The following is a 20,448-nucleotide window of genomic DNA, read 5'->3' on the forward strand; positions in this document are numbered from 1 at the left end:
TGTTTCCTACTCTCTCACATTAAAATTCATTATAGATAAAGCCACCCTGACCCTGACCCAGATAGCTAAAGAAATAAAGCAAGGCCAGAAAGATAACAAAATATAGTAGGGTTTGGCCCAAAAATTTATATAGGGTTTGATGTTTTTTCATTGATCTCTCTTATATTTTTAGTTAGACTTACACCATTTTACCATTTTATGGAAGATGTTTTCAACACAAAAGCTAAGGAAGATGTAAAGTTCTTATAAGGAAGAAAGTTACTTTGATGCACCTTATAAATAGCCATAAAAAAGTATTTTCAAAAAATATATAAAAATTTTATATATTTTGCTTGACTTTTTTCCTAAGAGGTTGTAGACTATATATAGAAAGATTATATATAAATATTTTACACAAGGAGGTGGTCCTATGTCTTTCCCCACATCATCGGCTTTGATTGAGTTTCTCATCTTAGCCATCCTTGAAAAAGACGATTCCTACGGTTATGAAATCAGCCAGACGATCAAGCTGATTGCCAATATCAAAGAATCAACACTTTACCCTATTCTGAAGAAGCTGGAGCAAAATGACTGCCTCACGACTTATTCGCAGGAGTACCAAGGACGAAAACGAAAATACTATTCACTCACTGCCTACGGGCATGAACATTTACTCACTCTAAAAGAAGAGTGGCAAACTTATACCATGACCATCAGCGGTATCATAGAAGGGAGCATCCGTCATGACAAGAACCGAGTATCTAGCTGAGCTAGAAAAATATCTGAAAAAACTGCCACGCAAGGACTACCAGGAAGCTATGGATTACTTCACGGAGTACTTCGACGAGGTAGGCCCAGAGGGCGAGGCGGCTGCTATTGCTGAGCTTGGTAGCCCTAAGGAAGCGGCCCACGAGATTATGCTAAATCTTTTGGATAAAAAAGTTGAGGAAGATAATCAAGACAGCAGTTCATCAAAAAACACTAAGAACATCGTCCAGATTGCTATCCTATCCATTTTGGCAGCACCTTTGGCTATTCCGCTCTTTATAGTAGCAGCTCTTTTGACTTTCGTTTTCTTCCTCTTAGTCTTTATCTTTGCCCTAGTCATGGCTATAGGTGCCTTTGCCTTCTTTATTTTTGGAATCAGCCTGATCTGGGACACTTTGACAGTGGGACTGACGACATCTATCCCGGCCTTCCTGTTCACTCTGGGGCTCAGTGTTCTAGCTCTAGGATTGTCTGGCATCTTCTACGCAGGCATTTCTCCTGTTACTCAGTTTGGCAAGGCTGGCTTTGTCAAACTAGCTCAACTTTTCGCAAAGAAAGGAGCACGTCATGGCTAACATCAAATTGAAAAAACCTCTTTTATCCGCAGCTATTTTAGCCTGCCTCTTTGGTGGAGCCCTGACAACGATCGGCTCCATTACAGGCGGTGTCAATGATTTGGTCAATTCTACCAAAAGCAAGGTAAAACTAACGAAAAAAGAAGAAAGTTTCTCTGATCTTTCTTCCCTAAATATTAATTTAGCAGCTAGAAACCTCGTCATCAGCGAATCTCCTGATGACAAGGCTCACTTGACCTATTACCAAAGAGACGGCAACTATCAGATTGGCGGCAGCATGCTTGGAAAAATAACAACAAGTTCTGAAAATGGAAACTTAAACATCAAGGAAGATGGTGCAGACTCCTTCCACATAAGCACTGACATCCGCTCCTTCCACATAAGCACTGGCATCCGCTCCTTACTCAGCTTATTTGACCAAGAATCTCAGGAGAAGCGTACTGTGGAGCTTTCCCTGCCCAAGGGGACCAAGCTTGAGACATTCAGCGGCAGTTCGTCATTAGGAGATGTTACGCTGTCCAATCTATCAGCCAAAAATGCTGACTTCTCTCTATCTCAGGGCTCGTTGACTGTGAATGATGGCCAATTCGCATCTGGTAAATTTAAGAACTCTCTGGGAGAGATTACCATCAATAACAGTCAGATTAGCTCTGGAAAAATCATTGATTCTTCGGGTACCATCACTCTGAGCAACAGCCAGTTCGCATCTGGCGAAATATCAAACTCTCTGGGAGAGGTCAATCTAAACTCGAGCAAAATCTCCGACAGCACTCTGAAAATCTCAAGCGGCTCACTGAACTCTGAACAGTTGGAATTAGCTGGTACAATCTCTATCACTAATCAACTGGGCGATATTAATCTGCATCTGGTTTCTGGCAGTTTGTCGCAGCTATCCTTTGATCTGAAAACGGATCTAGGTGAAATTGACATCCCTAGTAGTATAAGTGTAGAGCACTCCAAAGGCCATGAACTTGGCGGCTCTGCCATCCGTAAAGTCGAAAATCCGACAACTACACTTACTGCCAGCGTCGAAAGCGGTAGCATTAAGCTCAGCGAATAAATCATAGAAAAGAATATATACAATCAGGGAGTCTTCAGCGGCTCCCTTTTTTTGATAAAAATTCCCGCACTGACCTAAGTTTGCTTTACAGGTCTTGGCCTTTGTGCTATGATATTCTATAAAAATTTATCATAAGGAGGTCCCTATGAAAAAACTCGCACCTGGTATGCACATTCGGGTCGTCAGCCCTTCGGCATCAATCGAACACATCGGTGGCTTTGAGGCCAATCTAGCCGCCAAGGAGCGCTTGGAAAAGCTGGGTTTTATCGTGTCTTTTTCGGAGCATTATCTGGAAAATGATATGCTAGACTCTGCCTCCATCGAAAGCCGGGTGGCAGACATCCATGCTGCCTTTTCGGATGACTCCGTTGATGCTATTCTGGCCACTATCGGAGGTTTTAACTGCAATGAGCTCCTGCCCTATCTGGACTTTGAATTGATTGCTAGAAATCCTAAGATTTTCTGCGGCTACTCAGACACAACAGCCTTGCTCAGCGCTATTTATAGCAAGACCGGCATGAAAACCTACATGGGACCGTCCTACTCCAGCTTTAAGATGGATGCCTTGCAGGACTATCAGACTGAGAGCTGGCTCAAGGCCGTCAGCCAGACTTCTTATGAATTGACTCCTAGTGAAAAATGGGGCGACAATGCTTGGTATCTGCCCGATGCCCCACTAACCTTCCATGAAACGAAGTGGAAAGTCTATCATCATGGACAAGCCCAAGCAACTGCTATCGGGGGCAATCTCTCCACCTTCTCACTCCTACGCGGCACGCCCTACGCCCCGACAGATGAAAACTATGTCCTCTTTGTTGAAGAGGCGGAGGAAGATGATTATGTGGAGTTTGACCGCAATCTAGCTGCCCTCCTTCAGGCCTATCCCAACCCTCAGGCCCTTCTCATCGGTCGCTTTCCAAAAGAATGTCAGATGACAGAGGAACTGCTCCTTTATATCTTGGACAAACATCCAATTCTAAAGACAATTCCCGTTCTCTATGACTTGGACTTTGCTCATACTCAGCCACTCTTTACCATCACCATCGGTGCTCAAGTGACGGTGGATACGGAGAAATTATCTATCAGAATTGATGAATAGCAAGAAATCCTCATTCCAGCTGGAATGAGGATTCTTCTTTTTCATTAAGCACTATTTCATTGTTATCTCGTCGGCTTTTTTATCGTCCACCAAAACCGCCTGGGGCACCGCCGCCACCGGGTCCACCAGCGCCAGGTCCGTCTGCTGTGATTTCTGTCCGGCTTTCACCATTGACCGTGATGGTACCGCCAGTGTAGGTGGCCGTTCCGTCAAAGTCAAAGGCCGATACCGTAGAAGTAATGTCTAAGTTTCCTCCTGACATAATGACATCGCCGTTGGAGTCGATAGCATCGGTATCGCCTTCACCGACCTCGACCTTGATATCGCCACCAGTAATCTTGATAAAGATATCAGCGCCAGTTACGTCACTAGCTGCATTGATCCCATCATCTGTCGCATAAAGATCCAGCTTGCCGCCGTTAATGGTAACATTGGTTCCTTCCAGAGCTTCTACACTCTTGGAAACCGTAATAGTCCCACCATCAATCAAAGCTATATTGCTCGCGTGCAGACCATCATCACCTGCATTAATCGTGATGGTGCCGGACTGGATATAGAGATTTCCCAGAGAAGTATCTTCATCATTATCTGCGTGGATGGCATCTTCTGCCGCTGTGATATCGATAGTAGCGTCCTTGATATTAATGGCTGAAGCTGCTGACAGACCATTCTTAGCTGCCTTGAGTGTATAGGTACCACCTGTCACCCGCAAGGTCTGCTCAGACTTAATCGCTGTTTCATACTTACCATCAACTATCAGGCTTCCAGAGCCATTGAGAGTCAGATCAGAGTTACTATAGATAGCTGCATCTGCATCCGTATTGCTATGATTTGATGAGTCTGAGATGGTGTTTTGGCTGCCGTCAGCCAGAGTCAGGCTTGTTTTACCCGCATTTTCTACTAGAATAGCTGCATCTGTCCCGCTCATGGTTACACCATTTAGGACGATTTGAACCTTGTCGCTATCACCTGCTTTGACGACAATCTGCACATTTTCACTCGTTCCAGAAACGACATAGGTCCCAGCCTCAGAGATTGTCACAGTAGAGCCAGAGACACTAGCCCCGTCACCAGAGGTCTTGGCACTGGATCCACTCAGGCTGATAGTCGTCGCCTTAGACTCATCATAAGAAGCGTCTGAATCCTCTGAGGCAAAGTAATCAGAAGTATTGGTCTTAGTCTGACTGGTGCTTGAAGCTGTAGAACTGCTGGCATTTGAGCTGCATGCTCCTAGCACTGCTGTCATCAAGACTAGTGGGATCATCAATTTAATTTTTTTAAGGGTTGATTTTGATTGTTTCATTTTTCTTTTCCTATCTATTTTATTTTCTTCTGATACAGTTTAACTTTTTGTAAGCAAAACCATATTTGGAGAAAGAGCTCGGAGACAGCTGGTAGCGATCCATAATCTCGCTAAGCCATAGTGGACAAGCTTCTGGAATCTTAACTTCCATAATCACGTGGTTGGCTGGCAGGAGATGATCTCCATGACGACCAGCCAAGAGACTCAGATCATAAGGACGGTAGGTCAGGCCGTGATCAAAGGTAATCCGAATCCGCTCATCCTCAATCCCCTTCATCGAATAACGATTGTAGCCAATATACATCATAGGCTGAATATGGCCAAAATGCTGGGTCAGCCAGGCCATTTCCTTATCTATCTGAAGGTCAGTCAGCTGACTGTAATCACCGTCCAGATAGGCTTCTGCCGTCAGCAAATCTGCTGCAAGACGGCGTTTGGTGACCAGATTCTCAGTCTTTTTCTTGATTTCCAAAAATACTTGACTATCCTCGGTCGGATGCTCTTGATAAGTCCGCAAACGCACCTTCTCATCAAAGCAAGGATTTTCCAAGGACTCACGAATCAACTGATAAGACGACGTATCGTAGTAGAGATTGTTAATGGTCGAATAAGCTCGCTCATCCTCCACCAGATAGCCTTCAAACTCTAGCAATAGATCCAGCAAGGTTTCCTTGGAAATGATGTATTTGGTTTCAAAGCGCTGAAAATGATGTTGAAAAAATTTTTCTGCCATGGGCTTCTCCCCTCTCTATCTTTCTTGAATGTAATGCAATTTTAAAGATGAAAACTTAAAAGAAAGATAAAGAAAACTTAAAGAAAACAAAACATCTCCCTTTTCAGGAGATGTTGATTAGATAAAAACTAAAAGAATTACAGATAGACTTTTTATCTACATTTTTACAGATTCATAAAAGCACATGCCCTAAGCTAGCTGTTTTTTATCTGTTCGATAGACCAGAGTACCAAGCGCCATGAAAAGAACTAAAACAAAAGCAAGGAAGAGCACCTGAGTACCAATTTGGCCATTCATAGAAATCGTTTGGCGTAAGCCCGATACAGAATAGCTCATTGGCAGCCAAGGATTGATAACTTGGAAAATCTTACTAGTCAGCTCCAGCGGATAGGTTCCTGCACTAGAAGCCAGCTGTAAGAGCAAGAGAATCAGAGAGGCAAAGGCGCCGAGCTTGCTATCCCAAGTAACCAAAGCGGTCACAAGAGCCATAAAGGTCATGCTGGCTAGGACTATCAAACCAAGGGTTGCCAACTCATGATTAGCAGATAGGCCTATCAAGTGCACAGCACCATAGACCAAAACACCCGCCACGACAGAAATGACTCCATTTACCTCTATACGGGCCTTCAGCCAGTCTCGTTTCGTCCTAGGTTCTTGACCCGATGGAAGTGTGCTAAAGATGATGTTGGTTGAAATAGCTGCCACAAATAAAGCTACTGAAATCATATAAGGCGCCATCCCAATGCCGTTTTTCTCCACCTTGTTCTCATCTGTCTTGCTCAGTGTCAGAGGATCTGCCAGAGTTTTTGCATTGTCTTCCTTGGTTGAAACAGCCGACAATTTATCGCCTGCATCTGAGAGGCCATTGGACAAATCGCTCGTTGCCACAGTAAGTTTAGAAAGATTATCTGTTAAAGCACTGCTGCCATCAGCCAGCTTTTCTGTACCGTTCGCTAATTGATTGGTTCCATCTGCTAATTTCCCGAAACTAGAGGTCAATTCTGGTGATTTATCTGTTAATTGGGCAGCCCCATTTGCTAATTTTGTTGTATTTGCTAGCAAATCAGGGTTCTTACTTGCCAAAGCTGATGTTCCCTCAGATAGCTGACCAACTGCATTGGTATAACTTATCACCCCTTGTTCCAATTGTGTCGCACCAGTCGTTAGTTTTTCATTTAAGGTATCTACACCTGCGATTAGTTGATTGGCTCCTCCGCTTGCTGAACCGAGGCTAGCACTCACTGTTGATAAGCCATTATAAAGGCCATTGATCATGTTAGCTGCCTGTGGCAGAACTTGATTTGATGCACCTTCTAACTGACTAAGTTTTGTTTGACTAGCGCCTTTTATCGTTTCAAGAGAAGCCCTCATCATATCAACTTCGGATAAGATTGCCTGAGCAGATTGGTCACTTCCCGCTTGACTAGCACTGACTGCTGCATCAATCTCAGCCTTAGCCTCACTAGAAAGTCCTTGATAAGTGCTCGTCCCTTGGACACTTGCTAAAGCTGCAGCCTTGGCATCCTGATTATTATTGATAATGGCCTGAGCGGATGCTGCTATGCTAGTCAGTGAAGCTTCAATGCTGTCTGTCGACACTGCTGAGTCACTTGCTGCAGCTTGAATACTAGCATTCAACTGAGTCAAGCCAGTTGCCAAATCATTCACGTTTTGCTGATTGTTAGCTAAGGTTGTATCTATCGATGACTTTAATGTAGCCAAGCCAGTGTTCAGATTCGTTACACCTGTTGATAAGGCCTGAACTCCATCTCCTGACTGAGTAAGCTGTTGGACTCCACCCAATAAGTCTGCTGATCGACCCGACAGCTGATTTGCACCTGCGGCAACAGTACTTACACCATTAGTATAAGTGTTTATCCCATTTGACAAACTACCCAGTCCAGACGATACTTGTGCAACACTCCCAGTATAAGTCTGTAGTCCTGTGTTAAATTGAGTTGCACCGGACGATAATTTGCTCGTAGCTTGATTCAGAGTTCTTAAGTTATCTGCAATTGTCTGACTGCCTGAGCCTAGTTTTTGACTGCCAGATGCTAATTGCTGAGCACCATCGGATGCCTTCATCAAGCCAGTTTTTAGATCTCCCATATTCTTAAATAAGGCGCTCGTATAAGTATCCGTCACATTTTGCGCCACCGTCTGCTTCAAAGAAGTCATAGCTGAATCACTCATCTTACCAGCAATAAAACTGTGGCCGCTAGACGTTTGATAGTCAATCTTCATTTGCTGAGGATTATCGGTCAAAACACTGGCTGCACGTTCAGATAAATCACTTGGAAGCGTCACAACCATGTAGTAATCACCCTTTTCCAGACCATTTTGAGCGTCTTCTTTACTGACAAAGTGAAAATCCAAATTTTTATTTTCCTTGAGGCTGGAAACAATATCCTCGCCTATAGACAAGGTCTTGCCACTAGCAGTTACAGCTTTATCCTGATTGACGACTGCCACTGGCAAGTCCGATACCTTTCCATACGGATCCCACATGGAGCTCAGGAAAATAACATTATACAAAGCAGGAATCAAAGAGACTCCTAACATCACAATGATAAAAGTCGGCTTTTTTAAAATAGCTTTCCATTCTCTTAACATGTCTACCTCCTAAAATTATACACAGTGTCCAAATTTCGATAAAATTGATTATACACCAATCGAAAATTATTACAAGTTTATTCTTTAAAAATTGGACATGGTGTCTAATTTTGTTTAAAAAGATTATAGGGAAGCGGAATAAGTTAGCCCTAGTGTCTTTAATCCCTGAATAATCTGTAAACAAAAGGTATTTTTCCACAGGTAGCTACACAGGAAATCAGTATTATGTTAGAATGATAAGCGAGGTAAATGGAGTCAAGCATCGAGATCTTAACTTGACGGTACGGTTCCATGTGAAACACTGTTGCCAGCAGATGCCTCACATCACAATAGCTAAAGTCAGATTGAGCATAGTAAAGAAAGGTTTAAGACAATGAAAAAAAGAACACCATTTAGCTTATTTTCTCTAATTGCAGTACTATTTCTGCTGTCAGCCTGCCGTTTCCTTGTACCATCTAACTCAGAGTCTACCACTCGCCCTTCTAATTCAGATAAATCAGGAAAAAAAGTTAGTTTAAAGGATTCCTCAAGCTCATCAAAGCAATCTTCCAAAAGCAAAAGCAGCTCCTCTAGCAGCAGTAGTTCTTCCAGAAGTTCTAGTAAAGAAAATAGTAGTTCTAGTCAAGATATAGAAAAAACCACAGATGGTCTTCCAGAAGATGCCGATCATGCTAAGAAAGACAAGATTTATGCGACTGGAGATGCCAAGGTTTATTACCAATCCTATGAATCTGGCGGTTTTGAAGCTCAAATTCCTGAATTTAAAGGATATACCCAAGAAAAAGTTAAAAGTATTCTCGGCGAACCAGAAAAAGTAAGCACCGACCTCGCTTCTGAATACGAAGCCTTCCAAAACAAAGAATTAGAAAATCTGAAGAGGCTGGTTCAAGAGCAAAAAATCAACACCGAACAAGCGCGTGCTTTCTTAGCAGGTGTAGTTGATATTTCTCAAGCATCAAGGTTACAAAACACCTATACGATTTACTCTTATAAAAATGAACAAATTTCTATTATCTTCTCGCAAGAGGGTGAGTTGCTTTACGTCACTCCTGACCCCGACTATCTCTACTTCAAATAATACATAGACTGAAAGCTGAGACTTTACTTTAAGTCTTGGCTTTATTATTTTACCAGTCTAAGAAACCTAATAAAATAAAATTTTGCCTATCTATGCCTATTTTCGGAATTTAACTCTTTTCCACTTGAAAAACATTTGATATAATAGTACATGGAGAAAAAGAAAAAGTAGTTTGCTATGATAGCTATTAGTTTGAAGAGCAGACTGAGGCTTAGCCTCAAAGGGAGATTTTATGTTAGAAAGCAATAAACGCCGAAAAACCAAGGCTATTATTGAGAGAGCCATGGTTTCACTACTGCATCAGCAGTCCTTCGACCATATCACTACTGTCCAGCTAGCTCAAGCTGCTGGCATCAGCCGTAGTAGTTTCTATACTCACTACAAGGATAAGTACGATATGATTGAACGTTATCAGCAAAACCTCTTTCATCAACTGGGGTATATTTTTGATAACAATCAGGAGGATATTCAAACTGCAATTACGGAGGTCTTTCAGTTCCTCCAGCTAGAGCCGCTTTTAGCTGCTCTTCTGACGGAAAACGGAACGAAAGAAATTCAAAATTTCCTGCGCCATAAGCTGCAGATGATGCTAGCTGATAGCCTTCAGGATCGCTTTAGCAATCGCATTTACAATCATTTTGAAAAAGAATACAGCCGGGTCTTTCTCGCTAATGCCTTCTTCGGCGTCTGCCAGATGTGGGTTTCCAGAGGAAAAAAAGAAAGTCCTGAACAAATAGCAGAATTTCTTTTAAAAATGATATAAGAAGTTGCTTAAGCCCATCGGGCACACTTCTACTCAAATTTTTGAACAATTAAACAGGGTGTACGAAACCAAAAGAGGTTCTGTACACCCTATTTTTATTGTATTATAATTTCATAGCCAACATATTGACTGTCATACCAGCTGCTGTTCCCATCAGAGCGATGGTGTCTCCTTCCTTGACTAGATTGCGCTCCAGAGCATAGCAGAGAGAAAAGGGCACTGCTACTGACACCATATTACCATAGTCTTGCACAATATTAAGGTATTTATCATCAGGAATACCCAAGCTGCGCATGACCATTGGCAGAGCACGACTCGCCTGATGCGGAATGATATAATCCAAGTCAGATAGACTGAGGCCACTCTTTTCTTTAAATTCTTTAAACATTTCTGGAATTTTTCTAGCAGAGAGTAAGAGAATCTTCTTGCCATTCATGTCAAACATGTAGTGAGTCTTGGTAGCATCCGAATACTCCTTAGGCTGAAAAGATGTCAGACCACCGCGAATCTCTGTATCGTGAGCTCCTTCAGACCAGGTCCGCTGCAGGCTGGAGATAACCCCTCTCTCTTCCTCTGTTGCTTCAAAAATCAAAGCAGCCGCTCCATCACTGAACAACTCAAAACTTTCCTTCTGATTAGGATTGAGGCCCAGGCTTCCAACCTCACTGGACACGATGAGGATCCTTTGATACTCACCAGCCTCCAACAAATGAGACATAAGACTCAAAGCCGAGATAAAGCTGGTGCAGGTCGTATTGATATCCATGGCTGGAATGGACAAGCCCTTAGCCACCAACTCATGAATCAGGGCCGCTGTGCAAGGAATAGGCTGAACGCCCACCGCGCTGGCCGATACGATACAGTCAATATCTTTTATGGTTAAGCCCGCCTTGTCTAAGGCTTTTTCGATGGCCTTGACCGCCATAGAAAGCTGGGTTTCTTCATTTTCCACCACTCGATAACGGGTCTGATCCTTAAAAGTCACAGTATTTCTAGGTAGATGCGTACCATAACCAACAATCTTTATATGATTCTTTACTGTAGTCATATTAAACTCCTTCTTGTCATATTTGGGGCTTCTCGACAGCTGGGTAAACTGCCAAAGCGCTTGAGCCACCAATTCATATGTTTGCCAAATTGGGGCATTCTTAGGCCCGATAGATGCGTTTCAACTTACGGCTTCTGTCCCGCTGATAATCTTCAAAAGAAATAGCTGGCATAAGAAAGTCTTTATCAGTCGCTAAGTTTTGAAACTGCTGGACAATCTCGTCTTCTCGCTGCTGACTACGATGTTCGATAGCAATGGTCAGCGTATGATCCTGCTTCTGAGCTACCTGATATTCTCCAATCCCATCAACTAAGAGCAGGCAGCGGCGAATAAAGTCTGGAAAGACCTCCACCGACTGACCTGCAGCATTTTCAAAAATGAAAATATCATCCGAGCGCCCCTCAATCCTGTCAATCCGTGTAAAGACCGAACCGCAGGGGCAAGGTTCAGGATTTTCCACCAAGATATCATTAAGCTCATATTGAAAAATTGGCTGAGATGTCCGCTTGAAATCCGTAATTATTGGATAAAAGCGTCTATCGTCCAAGTAGCGCTTATCTACATGGACAATATCTTCGTTTAGATGAAGATTCCCGTAGGAACAGCTACAGGCTAGGAAACCCTCGGTCGCTTGGTAGACCTGGTCCACCTTTTTCAGACCAAATCCTGCTTGAATCCTCTGCCGATCTTGCTCTTCCAAAATCTCTGCCACCGATATAACTTTGCTAGGCGCAATTTTCAAATTTCCTGCCTGGACTTGTTTAGCCAGCTCCAAGAGCATTGATGCTGGCGCTACCAAAATCGTTGGCTGGTAAGCATTCAAGCGCTCTACATGTTCTTCAGCTCTCTGAAAAGTATCAAAATACTCCAGAGAAATCAAGCCTGAATTGACAGTCTGATAGAGTTGGTTATCTGCCCGAAGAAAGAAGGCAATTTTGTGCCCAAAGAGTTTTCCTATAGGCAGCATCTTGGCCAAGATAGCTGCCGCCCACATACTCCGCTCCTTTTCAGTGGTGACAAACAAGCCTCGGTGACCGGATGTCCCTGAAGACAAGCCAACAGCAATCTCTCCTATCATGGGACTGAAATCACGTGTCCGCTCGCTCTCCAGAGCCAAGGCTAACAACTCATCACGATCCAGCCCTTGAGTATTGAGATCATTGAAATGCTCCATCATAAAGGCCTTATTCATCTTAAAATCTGCTGGAATACCTGATTTGAAATAAGGCGATTCCTGCTGCAGAAATTCCCGATAGATTGCTAAAACCTTGACTTGATAGCTTTCCAGGGCCTGTCGATTTTTAAATCGATTTCCCCAGCGCATGACGCTAAAGGTTTTTAGAAATGTTCCTAGTTTCATACAAAATCTGCTCCGCTCTCTCGGCCGGATCATGACTGACTAGCACCTGATAGCCAACAGCAAGCAACTGCCGAAGCAAGGCCACACCAGCCATGTATTCTTCCTTGTTATCCTGGATTAGTGACGGCAAGAAACGCATCTGCTCCGTATGAGGCAACAGATCCACGCCCCAGCACAAATCAGCTCCGATAAACAGATGATAATCTGGCAAAAAGAGACAAGCTTGCCCAGCAGCATGGCCATCAACTGAGGCCAGATATAAACTGCCATCCCCAAACAAGTCAACTGTCTTGCGATAGAGGAATGCTGCTTGCACCTGCTGAGGTTCCACTACTTCCAACCGACTCTCAAAATCCTGCGGAAGAAATTCCTTGAAAATCAAATCCTTAAGCTTGGCATGCTGATACGTTTTGAAAACGGTCTTGGTCAAAATGAAGCGGGCCTTGGGAAAGAAAGCGGCTCCGCCGATGTGATCTGGATGCAAGTGCGACAAGATGACATAAGAAATATCTTCTGGCGCAATTCCTTTTTGCTCAAGCAGACGATCTACACGCTCCTCTTCTGACATATCAACAGGCGTTCCCAGACCATAAAGCCAGTATTTGAAGTTGGACTTCAGAATAGCTGGAGAATAGCCAGTGTCGTAGAGAATATAGCCTTTCTCACGATGCTTCAAGAGGAAAACGCCAGCTGGAAAAATCATTTTTTTCTTGGCAACTCCCTTAAACATCTGCTGCAATTGACTGCTGCAGCGCCCAGGCTGAAGATACTCAATTTTCTCGATAATGTTGGACATATTTTGCAATCCCTTCACTGATTGTCAACTTGGGTTGATAGCCCAAATCCCTTACTGCTGCTGATATATCCAGCGTTTGACTGTAACGCATTAAGTAATAGGTGTAAAGAGTAAGAGGTGGCTCTTTTTCAATGTTAAAAAAGCGATAAAAGCTTTCAAATCCTTGTGCCAGAAGACCTAGAAAAGCAGCAGGCAATCGAACATAACGTTTACGAACCTGTAAACCATCCAAAGCTTCATCCAGCATATCCTTGAAACTACGGGATTCTCCATTGGTAATGTTGTAAACCTTTCCTTGCGCTTCTGGAATTTCCAAAGCCAGACGAACAGCCAAGGCCACATTTTCCACACAGGTCATGTCCATCATTTGCTGGCCATTTCTGATAAGTGGAATCGCCAGTTTTTGGCTCAAGCGCAGAATCCTAGGAAAGATACTGGTATCTCCGATGCCAAAAAGTCCTCTAGGGCGTAAGATAACAGACGATACTTGAGGATAGCTTCGGACAATCCGCTCAGCCATGAGCTTGCTTTTTATATAGTAATTCAGCTCATTTTCCTGAGGAGCAGCCTCTTCTTTGATAGCAAATTGGTCACGCGCCGCAGCATAAACACTCGGAGAGGAAATATAGACCAGTCGTTGCACTCCAAAATGTCGGCAGGCTTCCATAACCAGCTTGGTTCCTACAACATTCGTCTGATAAAACTGCTCCCAGGGTCCCCAAATCGTTGAGAGAGCACCAGCATGCACCACTGCATCCACTCCTTCACAGGCTGCAAAAATTTCTTCTTCTCTGGTAAAATCTCCAGCAAAAAACTCTACTAAAGGACCTTCTAACTGCCGACCAGCCTTCAGATTACGACCAAAAGCCCGTACCTGATAGCCTTGTTCAGCCAGCTCTTCAACAACATACTTTCCTAGAAAGCCAGTCGCTCCTGTCACTAGAACCTTCATCGCTATTCCTTTCATACAATTTTCTGTTTGTGTCTTGTCCCCATTATACACCATTTCAGCAAATCTTCCGTAAAAAAGCTGGAAAAAATCTTTACAGAGTGTCTCACCAGATTGGATAGGAGCAGAAAGAAATCAGATAATTTCCCAAAACAGTTGTCTCAAGCCACTGACTTTTTTTAGTTGGAAATAGCTCTAATTAATTCATTGAGAGTATAAAAAAGAAGCCGGGAAACCGACTTCTGAACAAATACAAATTAAAGCATTTTGTTGTAGAATTCAACGATAAGTGCTTCGTTGATTTCTGGGTTGATTTCATCGCGCTCTGGAAGGCGAGTCAATGAACCTTCTAATTTTTCAGCATCGAATGATACGAATGCTGGACGTCCAAGAGTTGCTTCAACAGCTTCAAGGATTGCTGGAACTTTCAATGATTTCTCACGAACTGAGATTACTTGACCTGGAGTTACGCGGTATGATGGGATATCAACGCGTTTGCCGTCAACAAGGATGTGACCGTGGTTTACGAATTGACGAGCTTGACGACGAGTAGTCGCAAGACCAAGACGGTAAACAACGTTATCCAAGCGACGCTCCAAGAGAAGCATGAAGTTGAAACCAAGAATTCCTTCTTTGATTTTTGAAGCTTGAACAAACAAATTACGGAATTGTTTTTCACCTACACCGTAAGTGAAACGAAGTTTTTGCTTTTCAGCCAATTGTAAACCGTATTCTGACAATTTGCTGCGGTTGTTTGGTCCATGTTGACCAGGTACATAGTTACGGCGAGCCAATTCTTTACCTGTACCAGTAAGAGAAAGACCCAAACGACGAGCTTGTTTCCAAGATGGTCCTGTATAACGTGACATAAAAATGTCCTCCTGTAAAATATTTTTGAGGAAATAGTCACTTAGAAAGCCCTGATTCGTGCAGAACATTTTCGCCCAAACAGCTAAGGCTACTTTTATAGCTGATGTTCTGTTGACGAGCTCCATGCTTTCCTGCTGCTATTTCACACAAGGGCTATTGTACCATGAATAAAGTCAAAAGTAAAGGGCCTCATACAAAAAATCAAGCACAGAGGCTTGATTTAAGTTGTTTCTTGAAAGCAAAGGAATTCAGGCAGTTGCTTCACACTCCCAAAATCTTCAAAATCTCCTGCTTGTATCGCAGCTTCTGCAATTCCTTATCCTCGCTGTCTGACCAGGTCAGCTGGAGATCTGCAACGATTTGCCCAGGCCGATTTTTCAGAATATAGATACGGTCACTGAGAGCCAGAGCTTCCTCGATGCTATGAGTGATAAGGAGAGTCGTCAGACCCAGCCTACGGTGAATATCCAGATACCAAGTGTGCAGCTCCATCTTGGTCAGCTCATCCAAGGCACTAAAGGCCTCGTCCAGAAGAAATAGCTTGTGGCCGAACATATAGGTTCGCAGCAGAGCCACGCGCTGCCGCATCCCCCCGCTCAGCTCATGTGGATACTTATCTGCCACATCAAAGAGCCCGAACTCCTTCAAAATCTGAGTTGCCTGCTCCGTCGCTTCCTTTTTGGATACCTTTCGGATTAAGAGGGGCAAGATGACATTGCCCAACACCGTCTTGTGCTCCAGCAGCAAGTCCTTCTGCAGCATATAACTCACCCGGCCCTTGGGATTTTCCTGCCCGTCTAGGACAATCCTGCCCGACTGGACCTCCAAAATCCCAGCAATTAGATTAAAGAGGGTCGTTTTCCCGACTCCACTAGGCCCCAAAATCGCTACGACCTGGCCTGCTTCTACCTGTAGGCTGATGTCTTTCAAAATCTGCTGCTCATCATAAGCATAGCTTACATTTTCAAGTTTAATTTCTGTCATTATTTTATATAATCGTTGCTAAATCCCTTGTCACTCAAGTCATTGTCCACGATCCCCTTATCCTTGGCCCATTTGTAAAAGGCATTCCAACGGCTAGCCTCAAACTGACCCCACTTTTCCTTATCCGATGCATATTGCTCAGACAGATATTTTTGCGAAGCCAAAACAAAGTCTCGTTTGTTTTTCAGCTCTGGCGCATGCTTGATTAAAATATCTGCTGCTTCTTCAGGGTGCTCCATGGCATATTGATATCCCTTCTTGATAGCCTGCAGGACCTTTTTTGCCTCATCTGGATTCTCCTTCAGATAGTCATTATTGGCAATAATCACTGGAGAATAATAGTCAAACTCCTTGACATAGTCCTTCATGTAAAAGAAATTCGTGTCCATGCCCTGAGACTGTGCCATGATGCCATCCCAACCATGATAAATCCAGGCTGCATCAAACAAACCATTTTCAATCGGCGTAATAGAGTTGGAATCGTTGTTTGGAACTTTCTCTACCTCATCAAACTGACCTCCTTGGCTTTCAACCAAAGTTTTGAGCATGCCTAGCTCCACTGGATCATTCCAAGTGCCGTATTTCTTGCCAGCTAGGTCCTTAGGTCCAGTAATCCCTGCAGACTTCTTGGAAATAATGCCCGAAGTATTATGCTCTACAATGGCCGCGACTGCTGTGATTTCTGCGCCCTTATCCAGTTTTTTAGCCATGGAGTCCTGGAAGTAAATACCAAAAGGCGCCTTGCCGTTGATAATCAGATCCGAACTGCTATCTTCAGGCGGCAACTTGATGTCCACATCCACGCCTGCTTCCTTGAAATAGCCCTTTTCCTGAGCCACATAAAGGCCGGTATGGTTGGTGTTAGGTGACCAGTCTAGGATAAAATCAATCTTTTTATCCTTGCTTTCAGATGTAGATTTCGACTGACCGCAGGCCACCAGGCCGATGATTGACACAGCAGCCAAACCTGCCAACAAGACTTTATAACTTTTTTTCATCATTATCCTCTTTTCTTTATTTGGGAAATGGCAGAGCTGAGCTCCTATTTCCACTTAATAACATATTTTTCACTGACAGCCACCAGCTTCATCCCCAGAAGACTGATGACCGAAACCAATATGATAATGGCAAACATGGTGTCGTACTGGAAAAGTTTCTTGGACTGAATCATATAAACACCCAAACCTTCAAAACCGCCCAGCCATTCGGAAACTACGGTCGTGATAAAGGCATAGGAAACACTGACGCGCAAGCCAGCATAGAAATAGGGCAGACTAGCCGGAATTTTAAAATGCCAAAGAATCTGCCAGCGATTGGCCTGCATGAGCTCAAAGAGAGTCAGAGTATCCCAGTCACAATGCCGAAAACCATCCAGAATACTGATGATAATCGGAAAAGTCGTTGTCAGAATAATCAGCACAATCTTTGGCAAAATCCCATAGCCCAGCCAGAGAACCAGAATTGGCGCTAAAGCAATGGTTGGAATCGTCTGCACCACGACCATCATGGGGTAGATTAGATCATTGAGCCAGCTCATACTGTCCATGAGTATAGCTAGTATACAGGCCAAGATGACGCCCAAAACTAAACCCAGCAAGGCTACTTTTAAAGTCGCCCAGCTATGACTTGCTAGAAAGCCAGCATCTCTGATAAAGGCCTGACCGATTTCCAGAGGTGTCGGCAGGATAAACTTGGGCAAGAGCTTGAGCCAGCCCATGACCTGCCAGATGACAAGTACACCCAGCATACCTAAGAGACCGATTTGCTGTCGCATCAGCCTTTGTAGTGCTTTCATTAGAACGATTTTCCTCCCTTCCTGCATTTTGGTGCTGCAATTCTTCAAGATATCACCATCGATAAAGATGATAAAAGAAAAAGCCTTTTCCATATATGGAAAAGGCGCACAATACCACTATTTTCGGTATGATTCCTACGCTGGCATTACCCAGATCAGGTGCGGTCGAAGCTTACACTTCCTCTCAGACTGTACACAGACTCCCATATATAGGACTATGATAGCGCAATCATCAGCAAATGTCAAGGTTTGAGCTTGGACTCACTCCTTTTCAACGATAAGTAAAGCAAACGATCATCAATCAGCCAAACTTCCCCTTCACAGCCAGCAAATCCTCCATAGCACTGATATTCTCTGTCTCGCTTGTGGATAAGATGGTTTCAAAGCCCAGCTCAGCTGCCGTATCTAAGTTAGCCTGAATATCATCAATGAAGACGGATTCTACTGGATCCAGACCATATTTCTTTAACAACTTTTGGTAAATCTCTGCTTCTGGCTTGACGACACCGACCTCTGAGGAAAGGATATAGCCCGACAGCAGTGGGTAAATGGGTAGCAAACCAGCTTTTTCAATATGATAAAAAATCTCACAAGTGGTTGACAAGATATAGATTCGATAGTTCTGGTCAGCCCATAGCCGAATCCTTTCTTGTAAATCACTGTAAACATGCACAACCTCATACCAGTGATAGAAGATATTCTTAACGGCAGAATGATAAGAAACATCCAGCTGAGCCAGGACTTCCTCACAAGCTTCTTTCAAACTCAGCTCTCCCTTGTCCGTCTGATGCCAGACACCTGACTCAAAAATGGCCTGTCTAAGAACCTGCCGCCGCTCTTTCTCAGGTTCAAAATATGTCAAGATTTTCTCAGAATTCCATTCAATCAGAACATTGCCCAAATCAAAAACCAAATTTTTAATCATGATGACCACCTGTTTTCTTTGCTTATCATCCTCTATATACGTCGATTTGACTGAGGAATTGCTTCAAATATAAGTAAAAAGGCCCACTGGACCTTTCTATTCATCAAAATAACGAATGAGGTTCTTTTCTGTCAAAATGTCAGAATAAGTATAAGACTCCACATAGGTATTGGAGATTTCCCCTGGCTGACCGCCTTCATTGGAATATTCCACGATAAACAAAGACGGATAGACTTCAATCAGACGGCCTTGCTTGCTTTTTTGGCGCTTACGACCGTTTTCCAGCGTCATCTCAACGATTTGTCCTTCATGCGCCTTGATATCTTCTTTGATTTTTTTCATTTTTGCCACATCTGTAAATGCATCACTCATCTTTATTCGTCCTCTCTTTTGGAAATACTTGAGAATTTATTATACTCTTTCTGGAAAATTAACTCTACTGTACCACGCGCCCCACTCCGGTTTTTCTCGATAATGACTTCAACCTTGTTGTTGGGAATGCCTTCTTCCTCCTCACCAGCTCGATCATAATAATCATCCCGGTAAAGGAAGGCAACGATATCCGCATCCTGCTCAATGGAACCTGATTCCCGAATATCAGACAGCACTGGTCGCTTATCCTGCCGCTGCTCTACGCCACGCGAGAGCTGACTCAGCGCAATGACCGGCACCTTGAGCTCCTTAGCCAAGATTTTCAACTGCCGGGAAATTTCCGAAACCTCTTGCTGGCGGTTTTCACGACCAGTTCCTGTAATCAGCTGCAGATAGTCAATCAAGACCAGCCCTAAATTGCCCGTTTCCTGAGCCAGTTTTCGAGCCCGCGAGCGAATCTCTGTAATCCGAATCCCTGGTGTATCATCGATATAGATACTAGCATTAGCCAGATTAGCTGTCGCAATGGTATATTTTTGCCACTCTTCATCTGTCAGTTGCCCCGTACGAATAGAGTGAGAATTAATCACCCCTTCTGAAGCCAACATCCGGTCCACCAAGCTTTCCGCCCCCATTTCCAGAGAGAAAATAGCTACAGTCTTATCCAGCTTGGTTCCGATATTCTGAGCGATATTAAGGGCAAAGGCCGTCTTTCCGACCGCTGGCCGAGCCGCCAAAATGATTAATTCTTCCTCATGCAGACCAGTCGTCATCTTGTCCAGCTCACGGTAGCCAGTCGCAATCCCAGTGATATCTGATGTCTGCAGAGACCGAGCCTCCAGATTGCCAAAATTAAGGTTCAGCACATCACGGATATTTTTAAAGCCACTGCGGTTGGCAGTTTCACTGACATCAATCAGAGCTTTTTCAGCTCCGGCAATAATTTCCTCTGACAGACGGTCACCATCGTAGGCTTGATTGATGGACTCTGTCAGACGCGAAATCAGCCGCCGCAGAATGGCCTTTTCTGCAACGATTTTAGCATAGTATTCAGCATTGGCAGAGGTTGGCACAGAATTGACCACTTCCACCAAGTAGCTGAGACCGCCGATATTCTGCAAGTCACCCTGACTGTCTAAAATATTACGAACCGTCGTTGCATCAATGGCATCACCGCGGTCAGCCAAGTCAATCATAGCCTTGAAAATCAAGCGATTGGCATACTTAAAGAAGTCAGCAGGCTCGATATACTCACGAACAAAGACTAGTTTGCTCTCATCAATGAAAATGGCTCCTAAGACGGACTGCTCCGCTAAAATATCCTGAGGCTGAGCTCGGAGTTCATCAATCTCTGCCATCGGTAAATCCTTCCTTCAAA

21 protein-coding genes are annotated in these 20,448 nt (G+C 43.7%); 6 read left to right on the forward strand and 15 right to left on the reverse strand.

The window, feature by feature from the left end; all coding sequences use genetic code 11:
* Nucleotides 1-19: 19 nt before the first annotated feature.
* Nucleotides 20-151 (reverse strand): teichoic acid D-Ala incorporation-associated protein DltX, encoded by a 132-nt coding sequence (locus tag J1C81_RS11715; protein ID WP_002894209.1) that lies wholly within the window; start codon nucleotides 149-151, stop codon nucleotides 20-22.
* Between the two features lie 258 nt (nucleotides 152-409).
* Between J1C81_RS11715 and J1C81_RS11720 the strand changes: the two genes are divergently transcribed.
* The 4 genes from J1C81_RS11720 to J1C81_RS11735 all read left to right on the forward strand — a co-directional run bounded on the left by J1C81_RS11720 (nucleotide 410) and on the right by J1C81_RS11735 (nucleotide 3,481).
* Nucleotides 410-748, forward strand: a complete 339-nt coding sequence (locus tag J1C81_RS11720; RefSeq protein ID WP_002899377.1) for a PadR family transcriptional regulator — start codon at nucleotides 410-412, stop codon at nucleotides 746-748.
* The gene (locus J1C81_RS11725; RefSeq protein WP_002928503.1) at nucleotides 723-1,322 is read left to right on the forward strand and encodes a DUF1700 domain-containing protein; all 600 of its coding nucleotides are present in this window, start codon (nucleotides 723-725) and stop codon (nucleotides 1,320-1,322) included. Before J1C81_RS11720 ends, J1C81_RS11725 begins: the two co-directional genes overlap by 26 nt.
* On the forward strand, nucleotides 1,315-2,382 hold the full coding sequence (locus J1C81_RS11730; protein ID WP_004189406.1) for a DUF4097 family beta strand repeat-containing protein: 1,068 nt from the start codon (nucleotides 1,315-1,317) through the stop codon (nucleotides 2,380-2,382). The genes J1C81_RS11725 and J1C81_RS11730 overlap by 8 nt, the downstream gene beginning before the upstream one ends.
* 145 nt (nucleotides 2,383-2,527) lie before the next feature.
* Nucleotides 2,528-3,481 carry a S66 family peptidase gene (locus J1C81_RS11735; RefSeq protein WP_004189403.1) on the forward strand — a complete coding sequence of 318 codons (954 nt, stop codon included), beginning with the start codon at nucleotides 2,528-2,530 and terminating at the stop codon, nucleotides 3,479-3,481.
* A gap of 79 nt (nucleotides 3,482-3,560) precedes the next feature.
* Here the strand turns inward: J1C81_RS11735 and J1C81_RS11740 are convergent, their stop codons facing one another.
* The 3 genes from J1C81_RS11740 to J1C81_RS11750 all read right to left on the reverse strand — a co-directional run bounded on the left by J1C81_RS11740 (nucleotide 3,561) and on the right by J1C81_RS11750 (nucleotide 8,130).
* On the reverse strand, nucleotides 3,561-4,784 hold the full coding sequence (locus J1C81_RS11740; protein WP_004189401.1) for a carbohydrate-binding domain-containing protein: 1,224 nt from the start codon (nucleotides 4,782-4,784) through the stop codon (nucleotides 3,561-3,563).
* Nucleotides 4,785-4,803: 19 nt separating this feature from the next.
* Nucleotides 4,804-5,517, reverse strand: coding sequence for a polyphosphate polymerase domain-containing protein (locus J1C81_RS11745; protein WP_004189399.1), 714 nt, complete (start codon nucleotides 5,515-5,517; stop codon nucleotides 4,804-4,806).
* 189 nt (nucleotides 5,518-5,706) lie between these two features.
* Nucleotides 5,707-8,130: a YhgE/Pip domain-containing protein gene (locus J1C81_RS11750; RefSeq protein ID WP_004189397.1), complete on the reverse strand. Its 2,424-nt coding sequence runs from the start codon at nucleotides 8,128-8,130 to the stop codon at nucleotides 5,707-5,709.
* Between the two features lie 373 nt (nucleotides 8,131-8,503).
* On the opposite strand from J1C81_RS11750, the gene J1C81_RS11755 reads away from it, so the two are divergent.
* Together J1C81_RS11755 and J1C81_RS11760 are read left to right on the forward strand one after the other, a co-directional pair.
* On the forward strand, nucleotides 8,504-9,208 hold the full coding sequence (locus tag J1C81_RS11755) for a DUF4947 domain-containing protein (protein ID WP_004189394.1): 705 nt from the start codon (nucleotides 8,504-8,506) through the stop codon (nucleotides 9,206-9,208).
* Nucleotides 9,209-9,440: 232 nt separating this feature from the next.
* The gene (locus J1C81_RS11760) at nucleotides 9,441-9,971 is read left to right on the forward strand and encodes a TetR/AcrR family transcriptional regulator (RefSeq protein WP_004189391.1); all 531 of its coding nucleotides are present in this window, start codon (nucleotides 9,441-9,443) and stop codon (nucleotides 9,969-9,971) included.
* A 103-nt stretch (nucleotides 9,972-10,074) separates the two neighbouring features.
* Here the strand turns inward: J1C81_RS11760 and J1C81_RS11765 are convergent, their stop codons facing one another.
* From J1C81_RS11765 to dnaB, 11 genes are all read right to left on the reverse strand, one after another.
* Nucleotides 10,075-11,019 carry a 3-oxoacyl-[acyl-carrier-protein] synthase III C-terminal domain-containing protein gene (locus J1C81_RS11765; protein WP_032909861.1) on the reverse strand — a complete coding sequence of 315 codons (945 nt, stop codon included), beginning with the start codon at nucleotides 11,017-11,019 and terminating at the stop codon, nucleotides 10,075-10,077.
* A gap of 100 nt (nucleotides 11,020-11,119) precedes the next feature.
* Nucleotides 11,120-12,379, reverse strand: coding sequence for a F390 synthetase-related protein (locus J1C81_RS11770; protein WP_004189386.1), 1,260 nt, complete (start codon nucleotides 12,377-12,379; stop codon nucleotides 11,120-11,122).
* Complete coding sequence (locus J1C81_RS11775) at nucleotides 12,348-13,175, reverse strand: MBL fold metallo-hydrolase (RefSeq protein ID WP_004189383.1); 828 nt, start codon at nucleotides 13,173-13,175, stop codon at nucleotides 12,348-12,350. Before J1C81_RS11775 ends, J1C81_RS11770 begins: the two co-directional genes overlap by 32 nt.
* Nucleotides 13,150-14,181: an NAD-dependent epimerase/dehydratase family protein gene (locus J1C81_RS11780; RefSeq protein WP_004189381.1), complete on the reverse strand. Its 1,032-nt coding sequence runs from the start codon at nucleotides 14,179-14,181 to the stop codon at nucleotides 13,150-13,152. Before J1C81_RS11780 ends, J1C81_RS11775 begins: the two co-directional genes overlap by 26 nt.
* A 200-nt stretch (nucleotides 14,182-14,381) precedes the next feature.
* Nucleotides 14,382-14,993, reverse strand: coding sequence for a 30S ribosomal protein S4 (rpsD, locus tag J1C81_RS11785; RefSeq protein ID WP_002899562.1), 612 nt, complete (start codon nucleotides 14,991-14,993; stop codon nucleotides 14,382-14,384).
* 262 nt (nucleotides 14,994-15,255) lie between these two features.
* Complete coding sequence (locus tag J1C81_RS11790; RefSeq protein ID WP_004189378.1) at nucleotides 15,256-15,978, reverse strand: ABC transporter ATP-binding protein; 723 nt, start codon at nucleotides 15,976-15,978, stop codon at nucleotides 15,256-15,258.
* Nucleotides 15,978-16,979 carry an ABC transporter substrate-binding protein gene (locus J1C81_RS11795; protein WP_080557035.1) on the reverse strand — a complete coding sequence of 334 codons (1,002 nt, stop codon included), beginning with the start codon at nucleotides 16,977-16,979 and terminating at the stop codon, nucleotides 15,978-15,980. Before J1C81_RS11795 ends, J1C81_RS11790 begins: the two co-directional genes overlap by 1 nt.
* A 41-nt stretch (nucleotides 16,980-17,020) precedes the next feature.
* Nucleotides 17,021-17,800, reverse strand: a complete 780-nt coding sequence (locus tag J1C81_RS11800; protein WP_173334388.1) for an ABC transporter permease — start codon at nucleotides 17,798-17,800, stop codon at nucleotides 17,021-17,023.
* Nucleotides 17,801-18,074: 274 nt separating this feature from the next.
* Nucleotides 18,075-18,698, reverse strand: coding sequence for an HAD family hydrolase (locus J1C81_RS11805; protein WP_004189369.1), 624 nt, complete (start codon nucleotides 18,696-18,698; stop codon nucleotides 18,075-18,077).
* 96 nt (nucleotides 18,699-18,794) lie between these two features.
* A complete protein-coding gene (locus tag J1C81_RS11810) occupies nucleotides 18,795-19,070 on the reverse strand; it encodes a Veg family protein (RefSeq protein WP_002894239.1) in 276 nt (91 codons plus the stop codon).
* Nucleotides 19,071-19,072: 2 nt separating this feature from the next.
* A complete protein-coding gene (gene dnaB / locus J1C81_RS11815; RefSeq protein WP_002894241.1) occupies nucleotides 19,073-20,428 on the reverse strand; it encodes a replicative DNA helicase in 1,356 nt (451 codons plus the stop codon).
* Nucleotides 20,429-20,448: the final 20 nt, after the last annotated feature.

It is taken from the genome of Streptococcus sanguinis, from assembly GCF_050225395.1.
GTDB lineage: Bacteria > Bacillota > Bacilli > Lactobacillales > Streptococcaceae > Streptococcus.